Below are 25,147 nucleotides of genomic sequence, written 5' to 3' on the forward strand. Positions count from 1 at the left end.
GAGCATGCGACGTAAAAAATTTGTCCTTAGTCTGTCCTTTGACCAGTATTTAAAACGATTACTGTAAGGCAAACATAGCTTCGAAGCCAGAGAAATAGATTAGGGATTTTCATGCGTTTGTCGTGAACATAAGCACTTTGAGCTGATTTTTAACCTAAATCTTGTTATAATAATATCATTTGAAAGAATAAAAAGATGCAAGGAGAACTCATGGCAAAAGTAGCGAATTCATTACTCATTACAAAAGAAGAAGATCTTTACAGAATTAGTATGACTCCAGAATTACAAGAGGTTCTTGGAGACATTGCCTACATTGACTTCACAGAAGAAGACGTTGTAGAAGTTGATGATAGCCTGTTAAATCTGGAAAGTTCAAAAGCTGTGATGGAACTAGCAAGTCCTCTAGCAGGGACGATTGTTTCTCGCAATGAAGCGGCAGGTGCTGATCCTGATTTATTAAATCAAACGGATGCCTCTAAAAATTGGATTGTCATTTTATCAAATGTTGATGAGGCTGCTTATAAGGCTTTAGAAGGTCCTAAAAATTAAGGAAGCAGGGATTTCCATCTGTTTCCTTTTTTAATCCAAGATAAAAGCGAACATTTTTTGTTCAAAACATAAACAACATGCGTTTTATTGATTTGTTGTGATATAATCCCATTATTAACTAGAAAGGGTGCCTCATGAAATCTGATATCGAAATTGCTCAAAGTATTGAACTAAAACCAATTACGGAAATTGCTGAAAAAGTTGGTATTAGCCCTGATGATATGGAACTGTATGGAAAATACAAGGCTAAATTATCGTTTGATAAGATTAAAGAAGTCCAATCAAATGAACCAGGGAAACTGATTTTAGTAACGGCCATTAACCCTACACCTGCAGGGGAAGGGAAGTCGACCATGTCGATCGGTCTTGCAGATGCTCTCAATAAGATTGGTAAACAAACTATGATTGCCCTTCGTGAGCCATCACTTGGTCCGGTTATGGGGATTAAAGGCGGTGCAGCTGGCGGCGGTTATGCGCAAGTTCTCCCTATGGAAGATATCAATCTTCATTTTACAGGTGATATGCATGCTATTACAACGGCTAATAACGCCTTAGCTGCTCTTTTGGATAATCATCTCCAACAAGGTAATCCCCTTCACATTGACCAGCGTCGTATTATCTGGAAGCGTGTGGTAGACCTTAATGACCGTGCTCTCCGTCAAGTAATTGTTGGATTGGGTAGTCCAGTTAATGGTATCCCTCGAGAAGATGGTTTTGATATCACTGTTGCCTCAGAAATCATGGCTATTCTCTGCCTAGCAACCGATCTCAAAGACCTCAAAAAACGCCTTTCTAACATTGTGGTAGCTTATGATATTAACCGTAAACCTGTTTATGTACGTGACCTCAACGTCGAAGGGGCCTTGACTCTCATTTTAAAAGATGCTCTTAAACCAAACCTAGTACAAACCATTTATAGAACACCAGCCTTGGTCCATGGGGGACCTTTTGCCAATATTGCTCATGGTTGTAACTCAGTTTTAGCCACAACAGCAGCTTTACATTTGGCAGACTACACCGTGACGGAAGCTGGCTTTGGAGCAGACTTAGGGGCTGAGAAATTCCTTGATATCAAGACGCCAAATCTTCCTAAATCACCAGATGCTGTTGTTATCGTAGCCACTCTTCGTGCCCTAAAGATGCATGGTGGAGTTGCTAAGTCTGACTTGTCTAAAGAAAATGTTGAAGCTGTCCGTGCAGGTTTTGAGAATCTAAAACGACACGTTGAAAACATTCGTCAATACGGTATCCCTGCGATTGTAGCTATCAACGCATTTGTAGCAGATACGCCAGCAGAAATCGCTGCATTGAAAGAGCTTTGCAAAGAACTCGATGTGCCAGTTGAATTAGCTAGTGTTTGGGCTGATGGAGCCGATGGGGGCGTTGAACTGGCTAAAACCCTTGTTGAAACAATTGACAAAGGAAATGCCAATTACCAACGTCTTTACAATGATGAGGATAGCTTGGAAGAAAAAGCTCGAAAAATTGTGACTAAGGTCTACGGTGGAACATCAGTACAATTTGGACCGAAAGCTAAAGCGCAGCTCAAACAGTTTGCTGAATTTGGCTGGGATAAATTACCAATTTGCATGGCTAAAACTCAATACTCTTTCTCAGATAATCCCGCTTTGCTGGGCGCACCAGAGAACTTCGACGTTACCATTCGTGAATTCGTTCCCAAAACAGGGGCAGGCTTTATCGTTGCTTTGACCGGTGATGTCATGACTATGCCTGGCTTACCTAAACAACCCGCTGCGCTGAATATGGATGTCTTAGAAGATGGGACAGCAATCGGTTTATTCTAATCAAAAAGAAAAAGCAATCTAAAAAGGCCGATATGACATGTTGCCAAGTACTCCCCAAATAGAGGCATTAAAGATCTAAGGCATAAATGCCAGTGAAAGAAACACTTGATCTTTGTGATGGGGGAGTCTTTTCTCCGTAAAATCCTCTAAAGATTAGTATGCTCCCTCTCTAGTGACTTGAAATCACAAACAGTCACTAGAAACGCTAAAGGAAGGGATATCTAAGAGACGTCTGCCATTGGTGAACCAACACTTGAGAATTGTCGTCATCACATCCTTAAAAGGAACGCGGCTCTATTTTTCTTTTTTCACGGCCTTATTGGTAACGAGAAGTTGACAGAAACGAACGTCTGTTACTGTCTGCGATAAGATGACATAATACTTTTTGAAAATTTTCATTAATGTATTACGACGGAGTTAACCATGTCTATAAAAACCATTGAAACCAAACGCCTGGTTTTGAGACCTTTTATGCTTGAAGATGTGCCAGCCATGTTTGAACACTGGGCGGGTCGTCAAGATAATGTCACACATGTTACTTGGCAAGCACACGATAATCAAGAAGTCACTAGGAAGATAATATCTTCTTGGATAAAAGAGGAACGTGCTGGTTATCATCTTTCCATTGTTAAAAAAAGTCATCAGACACTGATAAGAAACATTGCTATTGTTGATCACAAAGAAGATACTCAAACTGCTGAGATTGGTTATATTTTGGGCAAAGACTTTTGGAATGAGGGCTTTATGACAGAAGCCTTGAAAGCAGTAATTGCCAGCCTGTTTGAAAAAACGGCTATCAATCGTATTCAAGCTGTTTTTGATACGGAAAATCCAGCTTCTGGAAAAGTTATGACTAAGGCAGGCATGTCATATGAAGGAACACTGCGCCAAGCCTCTATCAATAACAGAGGCCTAGTTGATATTGCCATCTTTGCTATTTTAAAATCAGATTATCTAAAGGAAAAGACAGATGATTATTAGAAGTGCTAAAAGTTCTGATGCTGAAGAACTCTTGAACCTTTATGCTCCTTATGTAGAGAAAACAGCCATCACCCTCGAGTACACCGTTCCAAGTGTATCCGAATTTAAACATCGCATCCGCCAGACTTTGACTAATTTTCCGTATCTGGTCTACCAAGAAAATGAAGAGATTTTAGGTTATGCCTATGCCAGTTCTTATAAGGATCGCGCAGCCTATGATTGGTCTTGTGAAGTGTCTATTTATGTTGCAGAAAAAGCGCGTGGTAAGCAGATCGGAACAAAGTTGTATGATGCTTTAGAAAATGAATTAGAAAAAATGGGAATGAAAAACGTTTTGGCTTGTATCACGTATCCTAATGAAGCCAGCATCGGTTTTCATCAAGATCGTGGCTATGAAAAAGTAGGTCATTTTACTAAAATGGGCTATAAATTTGAACGGTGGCACGATATCGTCTGGATGCAAAAACGTTTGGAGGACTAAGATTGGTAAAGATTTATGAGTATCAATCAGAGATTGATTCAGCTGAACAAAAAGGTGGCGCTTATACTATTTTTCCTTATAATATTCGCACAGAATTCGGTAAAGGACGTGTGAAAGTTCATGTGACTTTTGATGGACACCCTTATGACGGGTCTATTGTCAATATGGGTGTCAAAGATGACAAAGGTGAGATTGTTTATATTATTGGTATTCGAAAGGATATTCAAAAAGCTATTGGTAAAACAGTAGGTGATACGGTGACAATAACCGTTCAGGAAAGGGATTAACTCGTTACTAAGGTCTTTAGATTTTTGAAATATTCCCTTTTAGAAAAAGTGAAAAAGTCATCAATTTAAAATCTCTTTTACCTATTTTTCTGTTATAATATTTTATAATTAATTCTAGATTGAGAGGAAAGAAACATTTACGAAAAAGAAAAAATCATAACCTTATTAGATCGTGGTAAACGAGGTTTTTTGCGAGGAATCTTTAGTCGGACAACAGTTATTGCTATCTTGCTAATTTTACAGATTCTTTTTTTTGTTGCTTCATATCGTTGGTTCCAAACTTATAAGGTTCAATTTGAGATTTTTGAAATCATTTTATCCATTGTGACAGTTTTGTATCTTATCAATAGCGATATGGATTCAACGGCTGTTATCACTTGGTTGTTGATTTTGGTGCCTTTCCCACTGATCGGGAGTTTATTCTTGCTTTACACTAAACGGGATTTCGGCTTTAAAGCTATGAAATCGGGAATTCAACGGACGATTGATGCGACCCAACCCTACCTTATCCAAGACGCAGAAGCCGTTATGGAGTTAAAAAATCGTCACTCTAGCAACTATAATCTCATTTCATACTTAGAAAATTCGAGTGGTCACTTTCCAGTTTATCGCCAAACCGATGTGACTTATTTTGCTTCTGGAGAGGAAAAGTTTACAGCTCTCAAAGAAGAACTTCGCAAAGCTAAAAAATATATTTTCCTAGAGTACTTTATCATCGGTGAGGGCCTGATGTGGGGGGAAATACTAGCCATTCTTGAACAAAAAGCAGCAGAAGGAGTTGAAGTTCGTGTCATGTATGATGGAATGATCGAATTTTCAACACTAAGTTTTGATTATACTAAACGTTTAGAAAAAATCGGTATCAAAGCCAAATCATTTGCCCCGCTATCCCCATTTATTTCAACTTATTATAACTACCGTGATCATCGTAAAATTTTAGTCATCGACGGTAAGGTAGCTTTCACAGGTGGAATCAATCTATCAGATGAATACATCAATCACGTTGAACGCTTTGGCCATTGGAAAGACACAGCAATCATGTTAAAGGGACGTGCCGTAGATACCTTTACTATCTTGTTCTTACAGATGTGGAATATCGATCAAGACGACGTTGAAGTTGAACCCTATCTTGCCTTACACGAATACCGTCATAATAATGGGTTTATCGTGCCTTACGGAGATTCACCTTTAGATGATGATAAAATTGGTGAGAATGTTTACATTGATATTTTAAACCAAGCTAGAGACTACGTTCATATCATGACCCCTTACTTAATTCTTGACGGTGAACTGGCTCATGCTCTAAAGTTTGCTGCCCAACGTGGTGTTGATGTGAAAATCATTATGCCAGGTATTGCAGATAAGAAGATCGCCAATGCTCTTGCTAAAACCTATTACGCTTCTTTGATTAAAGCAGGCGTCAACATTTACGAATACACTCCTGGTTTTATCCACGCTAAAGTATTTGTCAGTGATCGCAATAAAGCCGTTGTAGGAACGATCAATCTAGACTATCGCAGTCTTTACCATCATTTTGAATGTGCCACCTATATGTATCAAGTATCATGTATCCCTCAAATCGAGAATGATTTCCAAGCGACACTGCTTCAAAGTCATCTGGTTAGCTTGGAAGAGGTTCAGAATCGACCATTCATCACAAAAGCTGTCGGTACATTAGCTAAAACAATAGCCCCATTGATGTAGATTCAAAATATCTGACTTTTACGTTGAGTGCTGTCATATCCCTCAAAGGTACCTAGAGGCCTTACAAGCATAATACACTAACTGTCGTACCTTAGTGAAAGGCCTTGAGAGCCATACAGATCTTTAAGCAGTTTAAAAAGTTCTGTATAGCTCTCTTTTTGATATAATAAAAGATAGTTTATCTGTTAAAGGAGAAGCCATGGCTAAACGTCGCTTTGGTAAGAGATTCCCCGTCACGCGACTCTTGCCTAAAAACCACACAAGTATCGGTCGAGCTATATTTAGCCGAGGGGCCGTTATTCTTTTGGCTATTTTATTAGAATTTATCTTCATAGGATTTGGATTTTTATGGTTTAATCGATTGTCTTTAAGAGTTGTTTACCTAGAACATCTTGTCGGGGCTTTGGTAGTTATTTATCTGTTTAACAGTAAGATGGATGCTGTTTCTAAGAATACTTGGCTTATGCTAATGATGCTTTTTCCTATCTTTGGGTCTCTCTTTTTTCTTTACACTAAAGCAGACATTGGCGTTAGGGATTTAAAACGTAAGGTAATCCAATATACAGACGAATCAGCTAAACATCTCAACCAAGACCCTGAACTGTTAACGACCATTAAAGACAATCATCCCCATACCTATCAATTAGTGACTTATCTCAATAAAAGTCCTGGTCATTTTCCAACCTACGAAGGTAGCCGTATAACCTATTATGCTTTAGGAGATGATTTTTTCCCAGCTTTTAAAGAAGCACTGTTAAAAGCCCAATCATATATTTTTTTAGAATATTTCATTATTGAAGAAGGTGTCATGTGGGGAGAAATTCTGACCATTCTAGAACGAAAAGTTAACGAGGGTGTTGAGGTACGAGTCCTCTATGATGGTATGGTTGAATTGAGTACACTTAGCCATGACTATGCAGATCGGATGAAATCCTTGGGGATTGACGCGCGTGCTTTCGCTCCAATACGACCATTTTTGTCCACTTACTATAATTATCGTGACCATCGTAAAATCACTGTTATTGATGGACAAGTGGCCTTTACAGGAGGCGTTAACTTAGCCGATGAGTACATCAATCAAATTGATCGATTTGGTCGATGGAAAGATAATGCCATTAAAATCGAAGGGCAGGCTGTGCAAACCTTTAAAGCACTCTTTTTAACCATGTGGTCGACAACGAGCGATGAAGATGATTTTGGAAACTTTCTATTGGATTCCCCCCTGAGTGTTGAAGCTCCTGGTTATGTTGCTCCCTATGGAAATTCTCCAATGAATTACCATCATATTGCTGAAAATGTCTATATTGATATTTTAAATAATGCGAAAGACTACGTCCACATCATGACGCCATACCTTGTAATTGACAGCGAGATGATGCATGCTCTTACCTTCGCCGCTGAACGGGGAGTAGAAGTGTCCCTTATCATGCCTGGTATCCCCGACAAGCCTTATGCCTTTATTTTGGGTGAGACCTATTTTAAAGAATTGCTTGATGCCGGCGTTTCTATTTACCGTTATTCCCCTGGTTTTGTGCATTCTAAACTCTTTGTTAGCGATGATATTAAAGCCACTGTAGGAACAATTAATCTAGACTATCGGAGCTTGTACCACCATTTTGAGTGTGGTGTCTACATGTATCGTTCTGAAGCTGTTAAGGACGTTGAAAAAGATTTCCAAGAAACTTTAACAAAGTGCCAACGTGTAACTTACCTTAGTCTAAAAGCAAGACCACCTTTACGAAAAATCAGTGGTTATTTACTCAAAACAATAGCACCACTCTTGTAATATGACACCTTTCATGGTATGATATATAGCATGCGATGAGTCGATTGTGGTTTTAACCACTATTGCGCTGGGAGGTCATTAAGGCAGGAAGCCGACCTTGGTAAGTTGTGTGAACCTTCTTACCTCACTATTAAGTGCCCTAGTCCTCTGTCTTTAGACAGGGGATTTTTCATTTTCCAAACATTGCAATTTAGCTGAAAAATAGTATAATGAAAACTAAGAAATTTTTAGAAAATTAGGACGATAGTTTTCTAAAAGAGAAAAAGAGGTTTACTATGGGATATACAGTTGCAGTTGTCGGTGCTACAGGTGCCGTCGGTACACAGATGATCAAGATGTTAGAAGAATCAACGCTGCCAATCGATAAGATTCGTTACCTCTCGTCTAATCGCTCAGCAGGTACGATACTACCATTCAAGGGACAAAATGTAACTGTCGAATTGACTACTGAAGAGTCTTTTGATGGCGTAGATATTGCACTCTTTTCTGCTGGAGGCTCAACATCTGCTAAGTTTGCGCCATACGCTGTTAAAGCAGGGGCTGTGGTAGTTGATAACACGTCGTATTTTAGACAACACCCAGAGGTTCCTTTAGTGGTCCCTGAGGTCAATGCCCATGCCATGAAGAACCACAAGGGTATTATTGCTTGCCCCAATTGCTCAACTATTCAAATGATGGTTGCTCTTGAGCCTATCCGTCAAAAGTGGGGCCTAAATCGCATCATCGTTTCAACTTATCAGGCTGTTTCTGGTGCAGGGCAATCGGCTATCAATGAGACTGAGAATCAACTACGTCAAGTTCTAAACGATGGTGTTAACCCTAAAGATGTAACAGCTACGGTCCTTCCTTCTGGTGGGGATAACAAACATTACCCCATTGCTTTTAATGCACTTCCTCAAATTGATGTTTTCACAGATAATGACTACACCTACGAAGAAATGAAAATGACAATGGAAACCAAGAAAATCATGGAAGATGATAAGATTGCAGTTTCAGCAACTTGTGTCCGTATCCCAGTTCTTTCAGCCCATTCTGAGTCAGTCTATATCGAAACAAAAGAAGTAGCAGCCATTGATCAGGTAAAAGAAGCTATCGCTGACTTTCCTGGTGCTGTTTTAGAAGATGATGTGGCTCACCAAATTTATCCTCAAGCTGTCAATGCTGTTGGCAGTCGTGATACCTTTGTCGGGCGTATTCGTAAAGATTTAGACCAAGAAAATGGTATTCATATGTGGGTTGTTTCCGATAATCTTCTCAAAGGCGCTGCTTGGAATTCTGTCCAAATCGCTGAAACACTTCACAAAGAAGGACTTGTGCGTGCAACTAATGACCTTACATTTGAATTAAAATAAGTGCCAGTTGTCATTTGGGGAACTTAGTTATTTAGCGATAAGACCTTATCCAAATACTCACCCACTTAGCAACTATTTAAATAAGGTCTTGTTAAGCTTCCTATATTAAAGAGAGGGAAAATATGTCGATTGAACAATTGCGAAACGCCAAAATCATCACCGCAATGGTGACACCATTCAAAGAAGATGGCTCGATTAACTATGATGCTCTACCAAAATTAATAGAACATTTACTTGAACATCACACAGAAGGTCTTTTATTAGCCGGAACAACAGCTGAAAGTCCAACCCTAACACATGAAGAAGAATTAGAATTATTCGCAGCTGTTCAAAAAATTGTAAATGGACGTGTCCCCTTGATTGCTGGTATTGGAACCAATGATACCCGTGACTCTGTTGAATTTGCTAAAGAAGTGGCAGAATTTGGTGGTTTCGCTGCAGGTTTAGCGATTGTTCCATACTACAATAAGCCTACCCAAGAGGGACTCTATCAACATTTTACAGCGATTGCAGATGCCAGTAACTTGCCAATCATCATTTACAATATCCCAGGTCGTGTCGTCGTAACGCTTGAACCTGAAACTATGTTACGTCTTGCTCAACATCCTAATATCATCGGTGTTAAAGAGTGTACAAGCCTTGAAAACATTGCCTATCTCGTTGAGCAGTCACCAGAAGATTTCTTAATATATACTGGTGAAGATGGCGAGGCTTTCCATGCCTTGGCTCTAGGAGCAGATGGGGTTATTTCTGTCGCATCTCATACCAACGGCGATGAGATGTATGATATGCTAGAGGCACTTGATCAGGGTAATCTTAAAAAAGCAGCTCAAATGCAACGTCACTTTATTCCAAAAGTCAATGCTTTGTTCTCAGTTTCCAGTCCAGCACCAGTCAAAGCCGTCCTAAATCATCAAGGGTTTGAAGTAGGGCCATTGCGTTTGCCGTTAGTTTCTTGTACAAACCAACAAGCCAACGACATTATTCAAGTTGTTTTAAGTCAAGAATCCTCACAACCTATTAGAGGTGTTTTGAGACCAACCGAGTACTAGGATTAAGAGGATTAGCATTGAGCGTCTTAACTCTGTGGCGATGGTACTCGTTAAGTGGTAGAGAAGGGTCAACACTCAACGGTCGGCCACCGCTCAAGTAGACAAGAACGTCCTAAACGTTTAGGTTATAATCTTCCTCCCCTCTTAGCAATGCCATAAAAGGTCACCTGGATGTTTGCTTCTACTATTCGAAAGAAGAACGCGTGGAAAAATACCCTTCATCATAAATAAAGGGCTTACCATGTTAATAATGTTTAAAAATAGCTAACTATTTATAGCATGATGAAACAAAAATAGTACAATTATGATGTAACTATTATTCTAGCATATACACTAGATTTTCGTAAATACTTCAAGAAGAGTATTGCTTAGTAGCGATACTTTTCTTGAGGCATTTTTTGTTCAGATATTGTTTCAGTTCATTATGCTAGGGACATCACAAAATCTACCTCTGTTAAACTAGAAATTTTAGACTGGGCACATCTTTTTTAAATGGCAGAGGGGTAGGGATTAATATTTTAATTTGATTATCTCGCTTTTCTGGGAGTTTTATTTTTCAAACCAAACTAAAAAGGTTGAAGAAACTTATCCAATATGGATGTTTCTTCAACCTAATTATTAAGGCTTAATTTTTTGAAGCTTCTTGGAATTCTGGGTTTTTCCATGCTTCATCAATGATAGCTTTTAGCTCATCGGCAGAAGCTTTCATTTTTTGTTGTTCAGCGTCATTCAACGGAATGTTGATTGGACGTACAATACCGTGCGCACCAATAACGGCTGGTTGACCGATGAAGACATCTTCAACACCTGGATATTGACCTTCTTGGAACACTGAAAGTGGTAGTACTGCATTTTCATCATCAAGAATAGCTTTCGTAATACGAGCAAGTGCTACAGCGATACCGTAAAATGTTGCACCTTTTTTGTTGATAATTGAGTAAGCAGCGTCACGAACACCTTCAAAAAGTTCGACCAATTCAGCTTCATCAACGTTGCGAACATCTTTAAGGAAGTTTTCAAGGTTAACACCAGCAACGTTAGCGTGTGACCAAACTGCAAATTCAGAGTCACCGTGTTCGCCCATGATATAAGCATGAACTGAACGAGCATCAAGGTCAAGTTTTTCAGCAAGTGCTTGACGGAAACGAGCTGAGTCAAGTGAAGTACCTGATCCGATAACACGTTCTTTAGGGAAACCAGAGAATTTCCATGTTGAGTAGGTTAAGACATCAACTGGGTTAGCAGCTACAAGGAAGATACCGTTAAATCCTGACTCAACAACTTGAGTAACGATTGATTTGTTGATTGCAAGGTTTTTACCAACAAGGTCAAGACGAGTTTCACCTGGTTTTTGTGGTGCACCTGCAGTGATAACTACGAGATCAGCATCAGCACAGTCTGAGTATTGAGCGGCGTAGATTTTTTTAGGTGATGTGAAGGCAAGAGCGTGGCTGAGGTCTTCCGCATCTCCAACAGCTTTATCGAATAATTGTGGGATCTCAATGATACCAAGCTCTTGTGCAATACCTTGGTTAACAAGTGAGAAGGCGTATGATGAACCTACGGCACCATCGCCGACAAGGATAACTTTTTTATGTTGTTTAGTTGCAGTCATTATCTAAACATCTCCTTAATTTTTTTGGGGCGTTTCCCCATACAATTGTATTTTATCATTTTAGATGATTGATGTCACGTATTTCTTAAGAAATATAAGAAAATAGATGAAAATTTTCTTGATGATTTCTTTTATATTTCTGAAAATATGATGAAAACTATAATTAACAAACTTTCTAATAACAAGTAAAGTGTCTATTATTCACGAAAATTATGGTATAATAGTAGAGATAAAGACTTATAGAAAGAGATGAAAATGGAAGATAAAAATCTTATTAGTGTCAATCTGACTAGCGAGATGAAAACTAGCTTCATTGACTATGCCATGAGTGTTATCGTGGCACGTGCCCTTCCAGATGTTAGAGATGGTTTAAAACCTGTTCATCGTCGTATCCTTTATGGAATGAATGAACTAGGTGTTACACCAGATAAACCGCATAAAAAATCAGCTCGTATCACTGGTGATGTCATGGGTAAATACCATCCTCACGGTGATAGTTCTATTTATGATGCTATGGTGCGCATGGCACAGTGGTGGTCATACCGCTATATGCTTGTTGATGGACACGGGAACTTCGGTTCCATGGATGGTGACGGTGCAGCTGCTCAGCGTTACACCGAAGCACGTATGAGCAAAATTGCTCTTGAGATGCTTAGGGACATCAATAAAAATACCGTTGATTTTCAAGATAACTATGATGGTAGTGAGCGCGAACCTTTAGTATTACCAGCTCGTTTCCCAAATCTCTTAGTTAATGGAGCTACGGGGATCGCCGTTGGTATGGCAACTAATATTCCTCCTCATAATTTAGGGGAAACGATTGATGCTGTTAAATTGGTTATGGATAATCCTGATGTCACAACACGTGATCTTATGGAAGTTCTTCCTGGCCCTGACTTCCCAACGGGTGCTATGGTTATGGGAAAATCAGGTATTTATCGTGCTTACGATACTGGTAAAGGATCCATTGTTCTTCGGTCCAAAACAGAGATTGAAGTAACTAAGACTGGGCGTGAACGCATTGTGGTTACTGAGTTTCCATACATGGTCAATAAAACCAAGGTCCATGAACATATTGTTAAACTAGCTCAAGAAAAGCGTATCGAAGGTATTACAGCCGTCCGTGACGAATCAAGCCGTGAAGGGGTTCGTTTTATCATCGAAGTGAAACGTGATGCTTCAGCCAATGTTATCTTGAATAACCTCTTTAAAATGACTAGCTTACAAACTAATTTTAGTTTTAACATGTTGGCTATTGAAAAAGGGGTTCCTAAGATTTTGACACTCCGCCAAATCTTAGATAACTACATTGCTCACCAAAAAGAAGTAATTGTTAGACGTACTGAATTTGATAAGGCCAGAGCTGAAAGTCGTGCTCATATCTTAGAGGGGTTGTTGGTTGCGCTTGATCACTTGGATGAAGTTATTGCTATTATCCGTAATAGTCAAACCGACAGTGAAGCTCAAGCTGAATTGATGTCTCGTTTCGAATTAAGCGAACGTCAAAGCCAGGCTATTTTAGACATGCGTCTTCGTCGCCTGACAGGATTGGAACGAGATAAAATCCAATCAGAATATGATGAACTCTTGAAGCTTATTGCTGATTTGGCTGATATTTTAGCCAAACCAGATCGCGTTATTACCATTATCAAGGAAGAGTTAGATGAGGTTAAACGTAAATTTAACGATGACCGTCGTACAGAATTGATGGTCGGAGAAGTTCTGTCTCTTGAAGATGAGGACCTGATTGAAGAGGAAGATGTGCTTATCACACTTTCTAATAAAGGCTATATTAAACGCCTTGCTCAGGATGAATTCCGTGCTCAAAAACGTGGTGGTCGTGGCATTCAAGGAACTGGGGTTAACGATGACGACTTCGTTAGTCAGTTAGTATCAACTAACACCCACGATACGATCTTATTCTTTACTAACTTGGGTCGTGTCTATAAGCTAAAAGGGTATGAAATTCCAGAATATGGTCGAACAGCTAAGGGCTTACCCGTTGTCAATCTCTTGAAGCTAGACGATGGAGAGTTTATTCAAACCATGATCAATGCTCGTAAGGATGATATTAAGGATCATTATTTCTTCTTTACAACCTATGCTGGTATCGTCAAACGTGTTCCCGCCTCCGAATTTGATAACATTCGTCAAAATGGTCTCAAGGCTATAACACTTAAAGACAATGACCAGTTAATCAATGTTCTGGTAACCACTGGTCATGACGATATTATCATTGGGACAACAACTGGCTATTCTGTTCGCTTCAATGAATCAGTTGTTCGTAGCATGGGACGTATTGCAGCCGGTGTTCGTGGGGTAAAACTTCGCAATGAGGACCATGTTGTAGGAGCTTCAACTATTACCAATGATCAAGAAGTGCTGATTGTTACTGAAAAAGGGTACGGAAAACGGACATCTGCTGAAGAGTATCCAACCAAAGGGCGTGGTGGTAAAGGTATTAAAACAGCCAATATCACTGATAAAAACGGGGCTTTAGCTGGTCTTGTTACCGTCTCTGGTGACGAGGATGTCATGTTGATTACCAATAGAGGGGTTGTCATCCGGACTAATGTTTCAAATATTTCTCAAACTGGTCGTTCAACCATGGGAGTTCGACTCATGCGGCTTGATGAAACATCAAAATTGGTAACCTTTGCGCTGGTTGATGCCGAAGGTGTTGAAGAAACAGCTGAAACTATAGAGACCGAGGATTAAAATGACTCAAAAAAAGAAAAATAAATTGGGCGGTTTCCTAAGAAATCTAATCATTGTTTTGCTTGTGGTTGTGGGAGTTGCTTTGATTTTTAATAAATCAATTCGCAATACGGTTATTGCATGGAATACTAACAAGTATCAAGTTGAACATGTGAGTCGAAAAACGATTAAAAAGAATCAAAAGGCAGAAACTAGCTATGATTTTGATGGTGTCGACTCCATCAGTACCGAGTCAGTCTTATCTGCCCAAATGAATGCTCAACAGCTACCAGTTATTGGAGGCATTGCCATTCCTGAGGTGGGCATCAACCTACCCATCTTCAAAGGTCTGGGTAATACCGAATTGACTTATGGTGCTGGAACGATGAAGGAAAACCAAGTCATGGGGGGCAAGAATAACTATGCGCTTGCTAGTCACCACGTCTTTGGGATGACTGGTTCATCTAATATGCTTTTTTCACCACTTGATCGTGCTAAAAATGGCATGAAGATTTACTTAACAGATAAGGAAAAGGTCTACACCTACAAGATTACTAATGTACATGTTGTAGCGCCTACAGAAGTGGCTGTGATTGATGACCATGCTGGTCAAAGTGAGCTAACCCTTGTAACTTGTACAGATGCTGAAGCAACAGAACGCACGATCGTTAATGCTGTTCTTGAAGGAGAAACAAGCTACGGGAATGCTTCTGATGACATTCATAAGGCCTTTAACACTTCTTATAATCAGATTGTACTCTAAGGTGATTCAGAAAAGAACTTTGTTACGACAAGGTTCTTTTTGTTATACAATTGATGCTAATGCTATTTTTTTGAAATCTTATTTTAAGATTGACATGCTATAATGGTGTTAGGAATAGCTTCTTAACTATTTACTAGCCAAGAAGTCCATGGAGGAAAATATGTCTATTAAAAAACACTTAACAAGAGCTGGGATTATCCTTGCTTCACTCTCTTTTTCAGGTAGTGTTCTGGCTGACAGTCCGGTTCAGAATGTCATCGACGAAAGTTATGTGCAACCTGATTATGTCCTAGGTTACTCTTTATCTGACTCTCAAAAACAAGAAACACTTCGTTTGTTGAACTATCAAGAAGGAAAAGATACCGACTTAAAAACCTTGAACACTAGCAGCTACGCTAAAATCATGGATGTTGCTGATGATCCTAGTTTGCAACTTTATTCGTCTGTTAAGATTAAGAAATTAGGAGCTTCTAAAACCTTAAATGTTAATATTGTAACACCAGATAATATTACTAAGGTTACTGAAGATATGTATCGCAATGCTGCTGTTACCTTAGGCATCCAACATGCGGATATTGAAATAGCAGCCCCAATACCGGTAACGGGCGAGTCAGCTTTGGCAGGTATCTATTATTCCTTGGAAGAAAATGGTGCACAGGTGTCTGATGAAAGTAAGGATTTGGCACAAGAAGAATTAAACGCCTTGTCAGATATTAATCAGGAAAATCAAGGAAAAGAAGGCTTCGATGCTGATAAACTTAATGTTGCTCTTACTGATATCAAGACAGCTATTGCGCAATCAGGAAAAAATCTAACCAAGGAAGATGTTCAAAAGATCGTTGAAGATACTTTGGATAATTATAATCTTAAATCCAGCATGACTGAGAATCAGATTAATTTAATTGTTAATTTTGCAGTTAACTTATCTAATAGTGGTGTCATCAGCAACGGTGATTTTGTCAAAACCTTATCGGATTTGAAAGACAGTATTATTTCCAAGGCGAAAGGTAATTTTAAAGGTATCGATGTTAATTTTGATGCCAATAAAGCGATTGAACAAGGAAAAGGAATTTGGCAACAAATCGTTGATTTCTTTAAACAGTTAATTGGATAAACCAAAAAATCAGGACATTATTAACTAATTTCCTGATTTTTCTATTTTTTCTGAAAATTTCCTTGATTTCTGTTTCTCAATGTCATATAATAGCAACTATCACTTATCAGAATTATCTGATAATTATTGAAAGGAGCTTGCCTATGGCAGAAAAGGTTAATTGGAAAAATCGTTTTAAAGCAATGGGACCTGGTATTTTGTTGGCTGCAGCTGCGGTTGGCGGTTCACATATCGTGTCATCAACCCAAGCAGGTGCTATTTACGGCTGGCAACTGGCGGTTGTTATTTTACTGGTCAATTTATTCAAATACCCATTCTTTCGTTTTGGCTCACAATACACCTTGCAAAATAATGAAAGTTTGATTGAGGGTTACTCTAAAAAAGGAAAGGGGTATTTAATAGCATTCTTCATGATGAATATCTTCTCAGCAGTCGTTAATACCGCAGCTGTTGGTATTCTTTCAGCTGCTATTTTGTATAATATTATTCCTAATGGATTTGGTTTATCAATTGCCCAATTAACAACTATTTTGATTGTTGTAACAGTTGGCATGCTCTTGATCGGTGGTTATCGTTTCCTTGATAAGTTTTCTAAATACATGATGACTGCCTTAACACTAGCCACTGTTTTTGCTGTTATCGTTGCTGTTTTTAAAAATAGAGAATTCGCACCGGATTTCGTGGCACCGTCTCCATGGCAAATGTCTGCTCTTCCGTTCATCGTTTCTTTGATGGGCTGGATGCCAGCACCAATTGAAATTTCAGCTATTAATTCGATGTGGATGGTTGAAAAGCGTAAAACGCAAAAGGTATCTTATGATGATGGGCTCTTTGATTTCAATGCTGGTTATATCGGAACAGCTATCTTGGCCTTTGTCTTCCTCGCTTTAGGGGCTTTAATTCAATATGGATCAGGTCAAGCAGTAGAAGGAGCAAGTGCAGCATACATCGCTCAGTTTGTAAATATGTACGCCAGTGCCTTTGGTAACTGGTCACGTCTCTTGATCGCTTTGATTGCCTTTCTTTGTATCTTTGGGACTACGATCACTGTTATTGATGGTTACTCACGCGCTAACAATGAGACACTTCGTCTCTTGCTTAATCAATCCGAAGCAAGTGCTAAAAGTTTGAACTTTTGGATAATCACAACTGCACTAGTTGGAATTGTGATTGTTTACTTCTTTGCAGGTGATGTGGCAACACTGATGCGCTTTGCTATGATTGCCTCGTTCTTAACGACGCCAATTTTTGGCTACCTTAACTACACGCTTGTTCACAATAAAGAAAATCGTCTATCACACCGGCTCAATACTCTTTCTATTCTTGGTCTGACTTACCTTACAGGATTTGCATTATTCTTCCTAGCTAATACCCTTGGATGGATTGGGTAAAATCGTTTTATTACAGAAAGGAGTCTCTCTATGACTGATACTAAAGAACCCTTAGTTGCTGATTTAGCAAACCAATTGTTTAACGCCTTAACCTTTAAGGAACCTCTAGAAATGGCTGATTTAGACGACGTGATCAATGATTATGAAACAGCTTATCAGGTTCAAGATGCTTTTGTAGACCTTCGTCAAGAAAAGGTCCAAGGCTATAAAATCAGCTTAACTAGCGAAGAAACACAGCGAATGTTTGACTCCAACGAGCCATTTTATGGACAAGAAACTGTGACGCAATTCATTCAAGGTCCCGCAAGTTTATCGCTATCAGATTTGTTAGAACCTTTGATTGAGATTGAATTGGTTTTTCGCGCCAAAGAGGATTTATCTGTTGATGACTCGCTAGAAGACCTTCTTGAAAAATTAACCATTGCTCCAGGTATTGAAGTGCCAGACGCACGCTTTAAAAACTGGTTTCCTAAACTCAATAAATATCTAGTTGTCTCTGATTGCGCCGTAGGCGGCCGAATTATTTATGGACAAGAACAGGATGTCAAAGGCAACTTTACTGTTGAAGAGTTAGCCAATATCTCAGGTGTTTTAAGCAAAGACGGGCAAGTAATGGATCAAGCTACCTCGGCAGAAGTATTAGGAAATCCCTTAAATTCGGTTACTTGGTTGATCAAAAAATTAGCTAGTCATGGGAAAACTTTCAAGAAAGGGCAACAAGTATCAAGTGGCACCTTTATTATCCCACCACATTTAGAAAAAGGGACTTATCGTGTTGATTATGGGAGTGGTGTTGGCGCTTTGGAGTTAAGAGTTGACTAGTAGCTCAAAGAAAGATCAGAAAAGTTCTGGTCTTTTACTTTTTATAAATGCTTTTAATTGACTTTAGTTCCCATGAGAACTATAATAGTTTTCAAATAGTTTTTATGAGAACTATTTGAAATTCAGTTAGTAAAGGGAGTCCACGATGTTTCTAGCTTTAAATGAAATCAAACACGCTAAATTGAGGTATGGCCTTATATTAGGCCTACTATTTCTAATCGCCTATCTCATGTTTTTTCTGACAGGATTAGCCTTTGGATTGATGCAGGATAATCGTTCTGCTGTCGATAAATGGCAGGCTAACACCATATTTTTAAATAAGGAGTCCAATGATCTGTTGTCCGCGTCTAGTATCCCAGCTGACACAGCTAATAAGGTCAAAGCAGACGATCTAGCAGCCCTAAGTCAGATGGCTAGTTCAGCATGGACTAAGGAAAATCCCAAGGATGATGACAAGGAAAAAGTTTCTCTCTTCGGAATTGAAAGATCTAGCTTTTTGGCACCAAATATTACTAAAGGACGTCTCTTCAAAAATGATAAGGAAGTAGTCGTTGATCAATCTCTAGCCCAAGAGGAGGATTTTAAGATTGGGCAAATCTTACATTTGGCAAGTACTGACCATACTTTAAAAATTGTAGGTTACACTGACAATGCCATGTTCAGTGTGGCACCGGTACTTTATACAAATCAAAAAGCTTTTAATCAGGTGAAGTTTGGTAAAGATAGTTCTGACGCTCCGATCAATGCGCTCGTCGTCAAAGGAGATGTTGCCCAATATCCCAAAGACTTAAAAAAATTAACCATAGCCAACTTTATCAAAAAATTACCTGGTTATCATGCTCAAAATCTAACCTTCGGTTTTATGATTGGTTTCTTGATTATCATTGCTTCGGTGGTTATCGGAATCTTTATGTATGTTTTAACCATTCAAAAAGCACCTGTTTTCGGTGTCATGAAGGTTCAAGGGATTTCTAACGGCTATATTGGTAGAGCGGTGCTGTCCCAAACTGTCTTGTTGAGTATTATCGGGACAGCATTGGGTCTTCTTGGAACATGGCTCAGTTCTCTTATTTTACCAGCAGCAGTTCCTTTTCAGAGTAATTGGATGTTATATGGTGCAATCGGTCTAGCTTTGGTCTTATTTGCGCTATTAGGAACCTTATTCTCTGTCAGATCTGTATCGAAAATTGATCCCCTTGTTGCCATTAGTTAGAAAGGAAAAGTATGTCAGTATTAACCTTAAAAGGAGTCACTAAGTCTTTCAAAGATGGATCTAAAACCATAACCGCATTAAAGGAAACAAACATTCAAGTAGATGCTGGGGAATTTGTTGCTATTATTGGGCCATCTGGATCCGGAAAATCAACGTTTTTAACCATATCAGGCGGTCTGCAAACACCAAGTAGTGGTGATGTCTTGATTAATAACCATTCTTATTCAGGATTATCTGAGAAAAAACGTTCTAAAAGACGCTTTCAAGATATTGGCTTTATTTTACAAGCCTCTAATTTAGTTCCCTTTTTAACCGTTAAACAGCACTTGCAATTGGTTGATAAGATTAATAGGTCAACTCGTCGTGGAGTAGCAGAGGATCTCTTAAAAGACTTAGGGATTTCTCAGTTAGCTGATAAATTGCCTGAAGAACTCTCAGGTGGAGAACGCCAACGTGTGGCTATTGCACGCGCCCTATACAACGACCCAGCCTTGATTTTAGCCGATGAGCCGACCGCGAGTCTAGACACAGAGCGAGCATATGACGTGGTCAAGTTATTAGCTAAAGAAAGTAAAGAAAAAAATAAGGCTATTATTATGGTAACCCATGATAAGCGTATGATTACGGAATGTGATAAGGTTTATGAAATGCAAGATGGCGTTTTACGAGATGTTAGTGATGCGCATTAAAAAGTGGTCTAGCGCCACTTTTTTTATAACGATTTTAAATAGTAAGTTTGAGTAAAAGCAATTGACTTTAACAATGTATCTTATTATCGATAAACCCATACGAAGCAGGCTTATCAATAATAACAAGGATTTCAATCAGTATAATCAAGTCAACCTCCCCTGATAAAATAGTACGTACAAAGGAGCACAAGGTTTGTTTGGCAACAGCCATCAGCTGATTTATGCTGTGTTAATCACATTAGAAAGCATATAGAAAAGGCTTTCAAAAAAAGTTAGACAATTCACATGCCCTGTGATATAATTTAGCCATAGAAAACTTTTGGAGGATTTTTTATGAAAAAGAAACTGATTTATGGAACATTACTGTTTGGTTCATTGTTAACACTGGCTGCTTGTGGAAGTGATACCGCAAAAGAAGCTTCAAAAACAGCTGATACTGCTAAATCTGAAGTAAGTAAAAAAGCTGAAGATACTAAAAAAGCAGTCAACGAAGCTACATCAGCTGATCTCAAAGATGGTACCTACACAGCTGAATCAGACTATGATTCACGCGGTTGGAAAGTTGTTCACACAATCACAGTAAAAGATGGAAAAATTACAGAATCAGACTTTGGTTATGAAAATAAAGATGGCATGAAAAAGGCTGATGATGAAGAATACAACAAAAACATGAAAGCCAAATCTGGCGTTTCTTCTAAAGAAGCTACAGAGCAGTTGAACAAAGAACTTGTTGAAAAACAAAATGTTGATGAGGTAGAAGTTGTTTCAGGTGCAACTCACACTTCAAGTAACTTCGAACTATCAACTAAAGAATTGCTTAAAGCAGCAGAAGAAGGGAATACTGAAACGGTAACAATCGAATTGCCGGCAGAGTAATTGACACAGAAGCCATATCAGTTAGAGTGAGACAAGTCTTCATTTCGATAAGAAAGACCTTGTTTCACTCTTTTTCTTGTGATATCTTACTATGTAGAAAGGAAAATAGACATTATGAAACGTCATATCTGGTCATTTCTTACTCTCTTTATCTCAGTATTGACCTTGTCAGGATGTCAGAAAGCTGTAAATGATAACCATAGTTTACCGATTGTTAAGAATCCTGAAACTCGAACAGAGGCACTGTTACACACGGTGGTTCAATTGAGTATCTATCATGAAGACCAAGAAAAAGCGATGGATGAAGCCATTGATTATATCAAAGAGATGGAAAAACTATTGTCAACCAATCTAGAAGGTTCCGATATTAACAATATTAATCAAGCAGCCGGAAAAAAAGCAGTCAAGGTAGATCCCAGAACTTTTGAAATCATCGAAGCAGCGCAGGATATGTCCAAGAAGAGCAAAGGAAAATTTGATGTCTCAATCGGCGCTGTCACTAATCTTTGGCGTATTGGGGATGATGCCGCTAGAGTTCCAAGTGATGACGAAATCAAAAAGGCACTACCGTATATTAACTATAAGGATATTCAGCTAGATAACAAGAAGAAAACAGTCTATATTGAAAAAGGAATGACTCTAGAATTGGGAGCTATTTCAAAAGGCTATATTGCAGATGGTGTCAAAAAACTATTTGAAAAACGTCACATCACAACAGCTATTATCAATCTAGGCGGCAACGTTTTAACCATGGGAGAATCGCCTAAGAATTCCAAGGGGTGGAATATTGGAGTCCAAAATCCTGATGAAGTTCGCGGAGAGACTGTCGGATCTGCTTACGTTAAAGACAGTTCCGTTGTGACATCAGGCGTTTATGAGCGTTATATTGAAAAAGACGGTCATAAATACCACCATATCATGGATCCTAAAACAGGTTACCCAGTTGATAATGATATTTCCGGAGTAACGGTGTTTACAAAAACATCGCTTCAAGGTGATGAATTATCTACCTCCTTATTTCTTCTTGGTATCAAAGACGGTCTTAACCTAATCGATAGTATGGATGGTGTTGAAGCAGTCTTCATCGACAAAGAAAATGGCATCCATAGTAGTAACGGACTAAAAGATAAATTGACATTAAGAAATGAGGATTACCATCTTGTCACCGAAAAATAAGCCACTAACCTTATCTATCTTTTTTGAATTTGTCGAATTACGGACTAAAGTAGCCAGTGTTTTTCCAATGATGATTGGTACCCTGTGGTCTATCTACCATTATCAGCAGTTTAATCTGATTAATACCCTGTTATTTGTCCTAGCAGTTCTTAGCTTCGACATGTGTACCACGGCGATCAATAACACCATGGACTATAAAAAAGCTATCGATACGGCCTATCAACATGAAGATAATGTTATCGGTAAGCACCACTTAGATGATAAGCAGATGGTTCGTATCATTTTTTGGCTACTGCTGTTCGCTTCACTCTTCTCTCTAGTACTTGTCTATCGAACGGATATTCTCTTACTTCCCATCGGTGGTCTTTGCTTTCTAATCGGAATTTTTTACACTTTCGGCCCCCTTCCCTTATCCCGCTTACCCTTGGGAGAGCCTTTTTCCGGCATCACTATGGGATTTGGTATTTTCTTCTTAGCTGTTTTTATGCAAAATCCTGACAGGTTGCTCAGTAGCCATTGGATAGGTGCTGTGATGCGTATTGATTGGTATTGGCTTGAGACTATTATGATATTCTGGCTGAGTTTACCATTTGTCTGTCTTATTGCTAATATCATGCTGGCAAATAACCTCTGTGATCTGGAACAGGATCTAAAAAATGAACGTCGCACAGTCGTTTACTATATTGGTAAAGAAAACGGCATAAGACTTTATACCTTATTAAGCTTTATACCATGGGCTGTCTGGTGTTCAGGCATCGTTCTAGGACAAATTCCGCTGCTTGGTGCAGCAGGAGTAGTCATTATGCCGCTATACATTAAACACCTTAAAGCTTTTCAAAGAGAGCAAATCAAGCGTCAGACGTTTGTCCTGTCCATTAAAAACTTTGTTCTCTTTTCAATGATGTATCTTCTAACGATACTCATAGCTCTCATTTTCCATATTTAAAGACAAAAAAACACTGACTTCAAAAAAATCAGTGTTTTTTAATGCTATAAAGGAAGAATGAGATCGTCTTCTGTTTCCTCATGATCCGACGAGTCTCGGGTCGATTGAATTTCAATGATCAAATTATGAGGGAGACAGACAGATAATTGACCTTCTCGATCAATCCAACCTGTTTTAACAGCAATCTGGTCAGGACTATTATCTTTTCTGACACGAATACGCTCGCCATCAATTTCCACAATATTATATTGCCCTTTATTGGGATGGTAGGTCTTTTCAAAATGTGGCCCATTTTCTTTAAGAGCATAATGATCAACAACTTTACCATGAATTTTTATCACAGCAACTAAAGCAGATGTTGGCGGTGCTGTCCTTTTTTGATAGATTGTCCAGATAGTTGGTATAAAAGAAATGATAATAGCGAGTGTTATCAGCAAGTAATCAAAAGGCTTAAAGTAAGCTAGAATCTGTCTTGCTTTTGTTTTTTTCGTTTCCACAATCATTATTCTAAAAGAAAATAATCGCTTTGTAAACTGTTTAAAGGATAAAATAGTATCAGATTATTGCTCTTGCCTAAAATTGTTTGGCAACAAGAGTTGGGTAAGAAATGATATACTAATGGTAGCGTTATAGAAATGTACAGGAGGTTAATCATGTCCTATAAAAATGTTATTAAATCACTGGATAACATCCAACATTGGCAAGAAGAGACTTATCAGTTCCTGCATCGAAACCCTGAATTATCAATGCAGGAAACCAAAACAGTAGCCTTTCTTAAAGATGAACTAATCAAACTTGATTATGATGTTCAAGAAATTGGTGGAGGACTTGTTGGCGTATTAGCAAATGGACAAGGTCCAACCATTCTTTTTAGGGCTGATATGGACGCTTTGCCAGTCCAAGAAGAGACCAATTTAGACTATGCCTCAGAGATTGACGGCGTGATGCATGCTTGTGGTCATGATATGCACATGACTGCTAGTCTAGGTGCTGCCTGGGCGCTTGCCAACAATAAGGAGGCTTGGTCAGGAACATACGTAGCCCTTTTTCAACCAGGCGAAGAGATAGCAGCAGGAGCGAAAGCGATGTTAAAAGATGGTCTTCTTGAAAAAATACCAAAGCCCGATATTGCCTTGGCTCAGCACGTCTTAACAACCCCTGAATCTGGCAAACTTGGAACCAAAGAAGGCCCATTTTTATCAACGGCAGCCTCTCTAAAAATAACCATCAAAGGCCGTGGGGCGCATGGCTCCATGCCAAATCTTAGTATTGATCCTATTGTTATCGGTTCAGCCATTGTCTCAAAACTCCAAACCATTGTGGCGCGTGAGGTGGATCCTTTCCAGTTCGCTGTTGTCACCGTAGGCTCTTTCCAATCGGGAAATCAAGCCAATATTATCCCTGAAACAGCAACTTTACGGTTGAATATTCGAGCCTATGATGAGACCGTCAAAGAACAGCTGATTTCAGCTATCAAACGCATCGTTATCGCAGAATGTAAAGCAGGGAATTGTGACGAAGAGCCAGATATTGACATTTACGATAGTTTCCCTTTAACAGACAATGATGCAGAGATTACCCAACATGTTACTAAGGCCTTTAAAGATCACTTCAGTGGCGACAAAGTGGTTGATTACAAACCCATGACAGCATCTGAAGATTTCTCCGCTATCCCTAGAGCTTTCGGCGTTCCCTATTTATACTGGGGATTTGGTGGTTTCACTGCTGATCAAGATACCTACGCCAATCATAATCCAAAATTTGCGCCAGCCATTCAACCAACCTTGAAAACAGGAACAGAGGCTGCCTTAGTAGCCGTCTTAAGTTATCTTGGAAATAAATAATTAA

22 protein-coding genes are annotated in these 25,147 nt (G+C 39.0%); 20 read left to right on the forward strand and 2 right to left on the reverse strand.

Annotation, left to right across the window (positions count from 1 at the left end):
* Positions 1 to 210 precede the first annotated feature (210 nt).
* The 9 genes from ABP870_RS08545 to dapA all read left to right on the forward strand — a co-directional run bounded on the left by ABP870_RS08545 (position 211) and on the right by dapA (position 9,997).
* Complete coding sequence (locus ABP870_RS08545) at positions 211 to 549, forward strand: glycine cleavage system protein H (RefSeq protein WP_350015024.1); 339 nt, start codon at positions 211 to 213, stop codon at positions 547 to 549.
* Positions 550 to 683: 134 nt separating this feature from the next.
* Positions 684 to 2,354, forward strand: coding sequence for a formate--tetrahydrofolate ligase (locus tag ABP870_RS08550; protein WP_350015025.1), 1,671 nt, complete (start codon positions 684 to 686; stop codon positions 2,352 to 2,354).
* A 423-nt stretch (positions 2,355 to 2,777) separates the two neighbouring features.
* The gene (locus ABP870_RS08555; protein WP_350015026.1) at positions 2,778 to 3,335 is read left to right on the forward strand and encodes a GNAT family N-acetyltransferase; all 558 of its coding nucleotides are present in this window, start codon (positions 2,778 to 2,780) and stop codon (positions 3,333 to 3,335) included.
* Positions 3,325 to 3,816, forward strand: a complete 492-nt coding sequence (locus tag ABP870_RS08560; RefSeq protein WP_350015027.1) for a GNAT family N-acetyltransferase — start codon at positions 3,325 to 3,327, stop codon at positions 3,814 to 3,816. Before ABP870_RS08555 ends, ABP870_RS08560 begins: the two co-directional genes overlap by 11 nt.
* Before the next feature lie 2 nt (positions 3,817 to 3,818).
* A complete protein-coding gene (locus ABP870_RS08565; RefSeq protein ID WP_350015028.1) occupies positions 3,819 to 4,103 on the forward strand; it encodes a DUF1905 domain-containing protein in 285 nt (94 codons plus the stop codon).
* Between the two features lie 135 nt (positions 4,104 to 4,238).
* Entirely contained in the window at positions 4,239 to 5,807 is a 1,569-nt protein-coding gene (gene cls / locus ABP870_RS08570; protein WP_350015057.1) for a cardiolipin synthase, read from the forward strand.
* A 199-nt stretch (positions 5,808 to 6,006) separates the two neighbouring features.
* Positions 6,007 to 7,593 carry a cardiolipin synthase gene (gene cls, locus ABP870_RS08575; RefSeq protein ID WP_350015029.1) on the forward strand — a complete coding sequence of 529 codons (1,587 nt, stop codon included), beginning with the start codon at positions 6,007 to 6,009 and terminating at the stop codon, positions 7,591 to 7,593.
* Positions 7,594 to 7,868: 275 nt separating this feature from the next.
* Positions 7,869 to 8,945, forward strand: a complete 1,077-nt coding sequence (locus tag ABP870_RS08580; RefSeq protein WP_350015030.1) for an aspartate-semialdehyde dehydrogenase — start codon at positions 7,869 to 7,871, stop codon at positions 8,943 to 8,945.
* 122 nt (positions 8,946 to 9,067) lie between these two features.
* Positions 9,068 to 9,997: a 4-hydroxy-tetrahydrodipicolinate synthase gene (dapA, locus tag ABP870_RS08585; protein ID WP_350015031.1), complete on the forward strand. Its 930-nt coding sequence runs from the start codon at positions 9,068 to 9,070 to the stop codon at positions 9,995 to 9,997.
* Between the two features lie 625 nt (positions 9,998 to 10,622).
* Here the strand turns inward: dapA and ABP870_RS08590 are convergent.
* Positions 10,623 to 11,612, reverse strand: coding sequence for an L-lactate dehydrogenase (locus tag ABP870_RS08590; protein WP_018379334.1), 990 nt, complete (start codon positions 11,610 to 11,612; stop codon positions 10,623 to 10,625).
* Positions 11,613 to 11,867: 255 nt separating this feature from the next.
* On the opposite strand from ABP870_RS08590, the gene gyrA reads away from it, so the two are divergent.
* From gyrA to ABP870_RS08640, 10 genes are all read left to right on the forward strand, one after another.
* Complete coding sequence (gene gyrA / locus ABP870_RS08595) at positions 11,868 to 14,330, forward strand: DNA gyrase subunit A (RefSeq protein ID WP_350015032.1); 2,463 nt, start codon at positions 11,868 to 11,870, stop codon at positions 14,328 to 14,330.
* 1 nt (position 14,331) lies between these two features.
* Positions 14,332 to 15,072: a class A sortase gene (locus ABP870_RS08600; RefSeq protein ID WP_350015033.1), complete on the forward strand. Its 741-nt coding sequence runs from the start codon at positions 14,332 to 14,334 to the stop codon at positions 15,070 to 15,072.
* 160 nt (positions 15,073 to 15,232) lie between these two features.
* Positions 15,233 to 16,186, forward strand: coding sequence for a DUF1002 domain-containing protein (locus ABP870_RS08605; RefSeq protein WP_350015034.1), 954 nt, complete (start codon positions 15,233 to 15,235; stop codon positions 16,184 to 16,186).
* 143 nt (positions 16,187 to 16,329) lie between these two features.
* Positions 16,330 to 17,577 carry an NRAMP family divalent metal transporter gene (locus tag ABP870_RS08610; RefSeq protein WP_350015035.1) on the forward strand — a complete coding sequence of 416 codons (1,248 nt, stop codon included), beginning with the start codon at positions 16,330 to 16,332 and terminating at the stop codon, positions 17,575 to 17,577.
* Positions 17,578 to 17,607: 30 nt separating this feature from the next.
* A complete protein-coding gene (locus ABP870_RS08615; RefSeq protein ID WP_350015036.1) occupies positions 17,608 to 18,399 on the forward strand; it encodes a 2-keto-4-pentenoate hydratase in 792 nt (263 codons plus the stop codon).
* 145 nt (positions 18,400 to 18,544) lie between these two features.
* On the forward strand, positions 18,545 to 19,612 hold the full coding sequence (locus ABP870_RS08620; RefSeq protein WP_350015037.1) for an ABC transporter permease: 1,068 nt from the start codon (positions 18,545 to 18,547) through the stop codon (positions 19,610 to 19,612).
* 11 nt (positions 19,613 to 19,623) lie between these two features.
* Positions 19,624 to 20,301: an ABC transporter ATP-binding protein gene (locus ABP870_RS08625; RefSeq protein ID WP_350015038.1), complete on the forward strand. Its 678-nt coding sequence runs from the start codon at positions 19,624 to 19,626 to the stop codon at positions 20,299 to 20,301.
* Between the two features lie 333 nt (positions 20,302 to 20,634).
* The gene (locus tag ABP870_RS08630; protein ID WP_350015039.1) at positions 20,635 to 21,177 is read left to right on the forward strand and encodes an FMN-binding protein; all 543 of its coding nucleotides are present in this window, start codon (positions 20,635 to 20,637) and stop codon (positions 21,175 to 21,177) included.
* Between the two features lie 114 nt (positions 21,178 to 21,291).
* A complete protein-coding gene (locus ABP870_RS08635) occupies positions 21,292 to 22,353 on the forward strand; it encodes an FAD:protein FMN transferase (RefSeq protein WP_350015040.1) in 1,062 nt (353 codons plus the stop codon).
* On the forward strand, positions 22,337 to 23,299 hold the full coding sequence (locus ABP870_RS08640; RefSeq protein WP_350015041.1) for a 1,4-dihydroxy-2-naphthoate polyprenyltransferase: 963 nt from the start codon (positions 22,337 to 22,339) through the stop codon (positions 23,297 to 23,299). The genes ABP870_RS08635 and ABP870_RS08640 overlap by 17 nt, the downstream gene beginning before the upstream one ends.
* 44 nt (positions 23,300 to 23,343) lie before the next feature.
* Here ABP870_RS08640 and ABP870_RS08645 read toward each other — a convergent pair whose 3' ends face one another.
* Complete coding sequence (locus ABP870_RS08645) at positions 23,344 to 23,796, reverse strand: NusG domain II-containing protein (protein ID WP_350015042.1); 453 nt, start codon at positions 23,794 to 23,796, stop codon at positions 23,344 to 23,346.
* 156 nt (positions 23,797 to 23,952) lie between these two features.
* Between ABP870_RS08645 and ABP870_RS08650 the strand changes: the two genes are divergently transcribed.
* Complete coding sequence (locus ABP870_RS08650) at positions 23,953 to 25,143, forward strand: amidohydrolase (protein WP_350015043.1); 1,191 nt, start codon at positions 23,953 to 23,955, stop codon at positions 25,141 to 25,143.
* Positions 25,144 to 25,147 lie beyond the last annotated feature (4 nt).

Source organism: Streptococcus jiangjianxini (assembly GCF_040225085.1).
GTDB classification, from domain to species: domain Bacteria; phylum Bacillota; class Bacilli; order Lactobacillales; family Streptococcaceae; genus Streptococcus; species Streptococcus jiangjianxini.

Coding starts and splice junctions, on each gene's coding strand:
- ABP870_RS08545 (WP_350015024.1), top strand. CDS start 211: ATGGCAAAAGTAGCGAATTCATTACTCATTACAAAAGAAGAAGATCTT.
- ABP870_RS08600 (WP_350015033.1), top strand. CDS start 14,332: ATGACTCAAAAAAAGAAAAATAAATTGGGCGGTTTCCTAAGAAATCTA.
- ABP870_RS08625 (WP_350015038.1), top strand. CDS start 19,624: ATGTCAGTATTAACCTTAAAAGGAGTCACTAAGTCTTTCAAAGATGGA.
- ABP870_RS08605 (WP_350015034.1), top strand. CDS start 15,233: ATGTCTATTAAAAAACACTTAACAAGAGCTGGGATTATCCTTGCTTCA.
- ABP870_RS08650 (WP_350015043.1), top strand. CDS start 23,953: ATGTCCTATAAAAATGTTATTAAATCACTGGATAACATCCAACATTGG.
- gyrA (WP_350015032.1), top strand. CDS start 11,868: ATGGAAGATAAAAATCTTATTAGTGTCAATCTGACTAGCGAGATGAAA.
- ABP870_RS08615 (WP_350015036.1), top strand. CDS start 17,608: ATGACTGATACTAAAGAACCCTTAGTTGCTGATTTAGCAAACCAATTG.
- cls (WP_350015029.1), top strand. CDS start 6,007: ATGGCTAAACGTCGCTTTGGTAAGAGATTCCCCGTCACGCGACTCTTG.
- ABP870_RS08580 (WP_350015030.1), top strand. CDS start 7,869: ATGGGATATACAGTTGCAGTTGTCGGTGCTACAGGTGCCGTCGGTACA.
- ABP870_RS08610 (WP_350015035.1), top strand. CDS start 16,330: ATGGCAGAAAAGGTTAATTGGAAAAATCGTTTTAAAGCAATGGGACCT.
- dapA (WP_350015031.1), top strand. CDS start 9,068: ATGTCGATTGAACAATTGCGAAACGCCAAAATCATCACCGCAATGGTG.
- ABP870_RS08635 (WP_350015040.1), top strand. CDS start 21,292: ATGAAACGTCATATCTGGTCATTTCTTACTCTCTTTATCTCAGTATTG.
- ABP870_RS08555 (WP_350015026.1), top strand. CDS start 2,778: ATGTCTATAAAAACCATTGAAACCAAACGCCTGGTTTTGAGACCTTTT.
- ABP870_RS08550 (WP_350015025.1), top strand. CDS start 684: ATGAAATCTGATATCGAAATTGCTCAAAGTATTGAACTAAAACCAATT.
- ABP870_RS08590 (WP_018379334.1), bottom strand. CDS start 11,612: ATGACTGCAACTAAACAACATAAAAAAGTTATCCTTGTCGGCGATGGT.
- ABP870_RS08630 (WP_350015039.1), top strand. CDS start 20,635: ATGAAAAAGAAACTGATTTATGGAACATTACTGTTTGGTTCATTGTTA.
- ABP870_RS08560 (WP_350015027.1), top strand. CDS start 3,325: ATGATTATTAGAAGTGCTAAAAGTTCTGATGCTGAAGAACTCTTGAAC.
- ABP870_RS08620 (WP_350015037.1), top strand. CDS start 18,545: ATGTTTCTAGCTTTAAATGAAATCAAACACGCTAAATTGAGGTATGGC.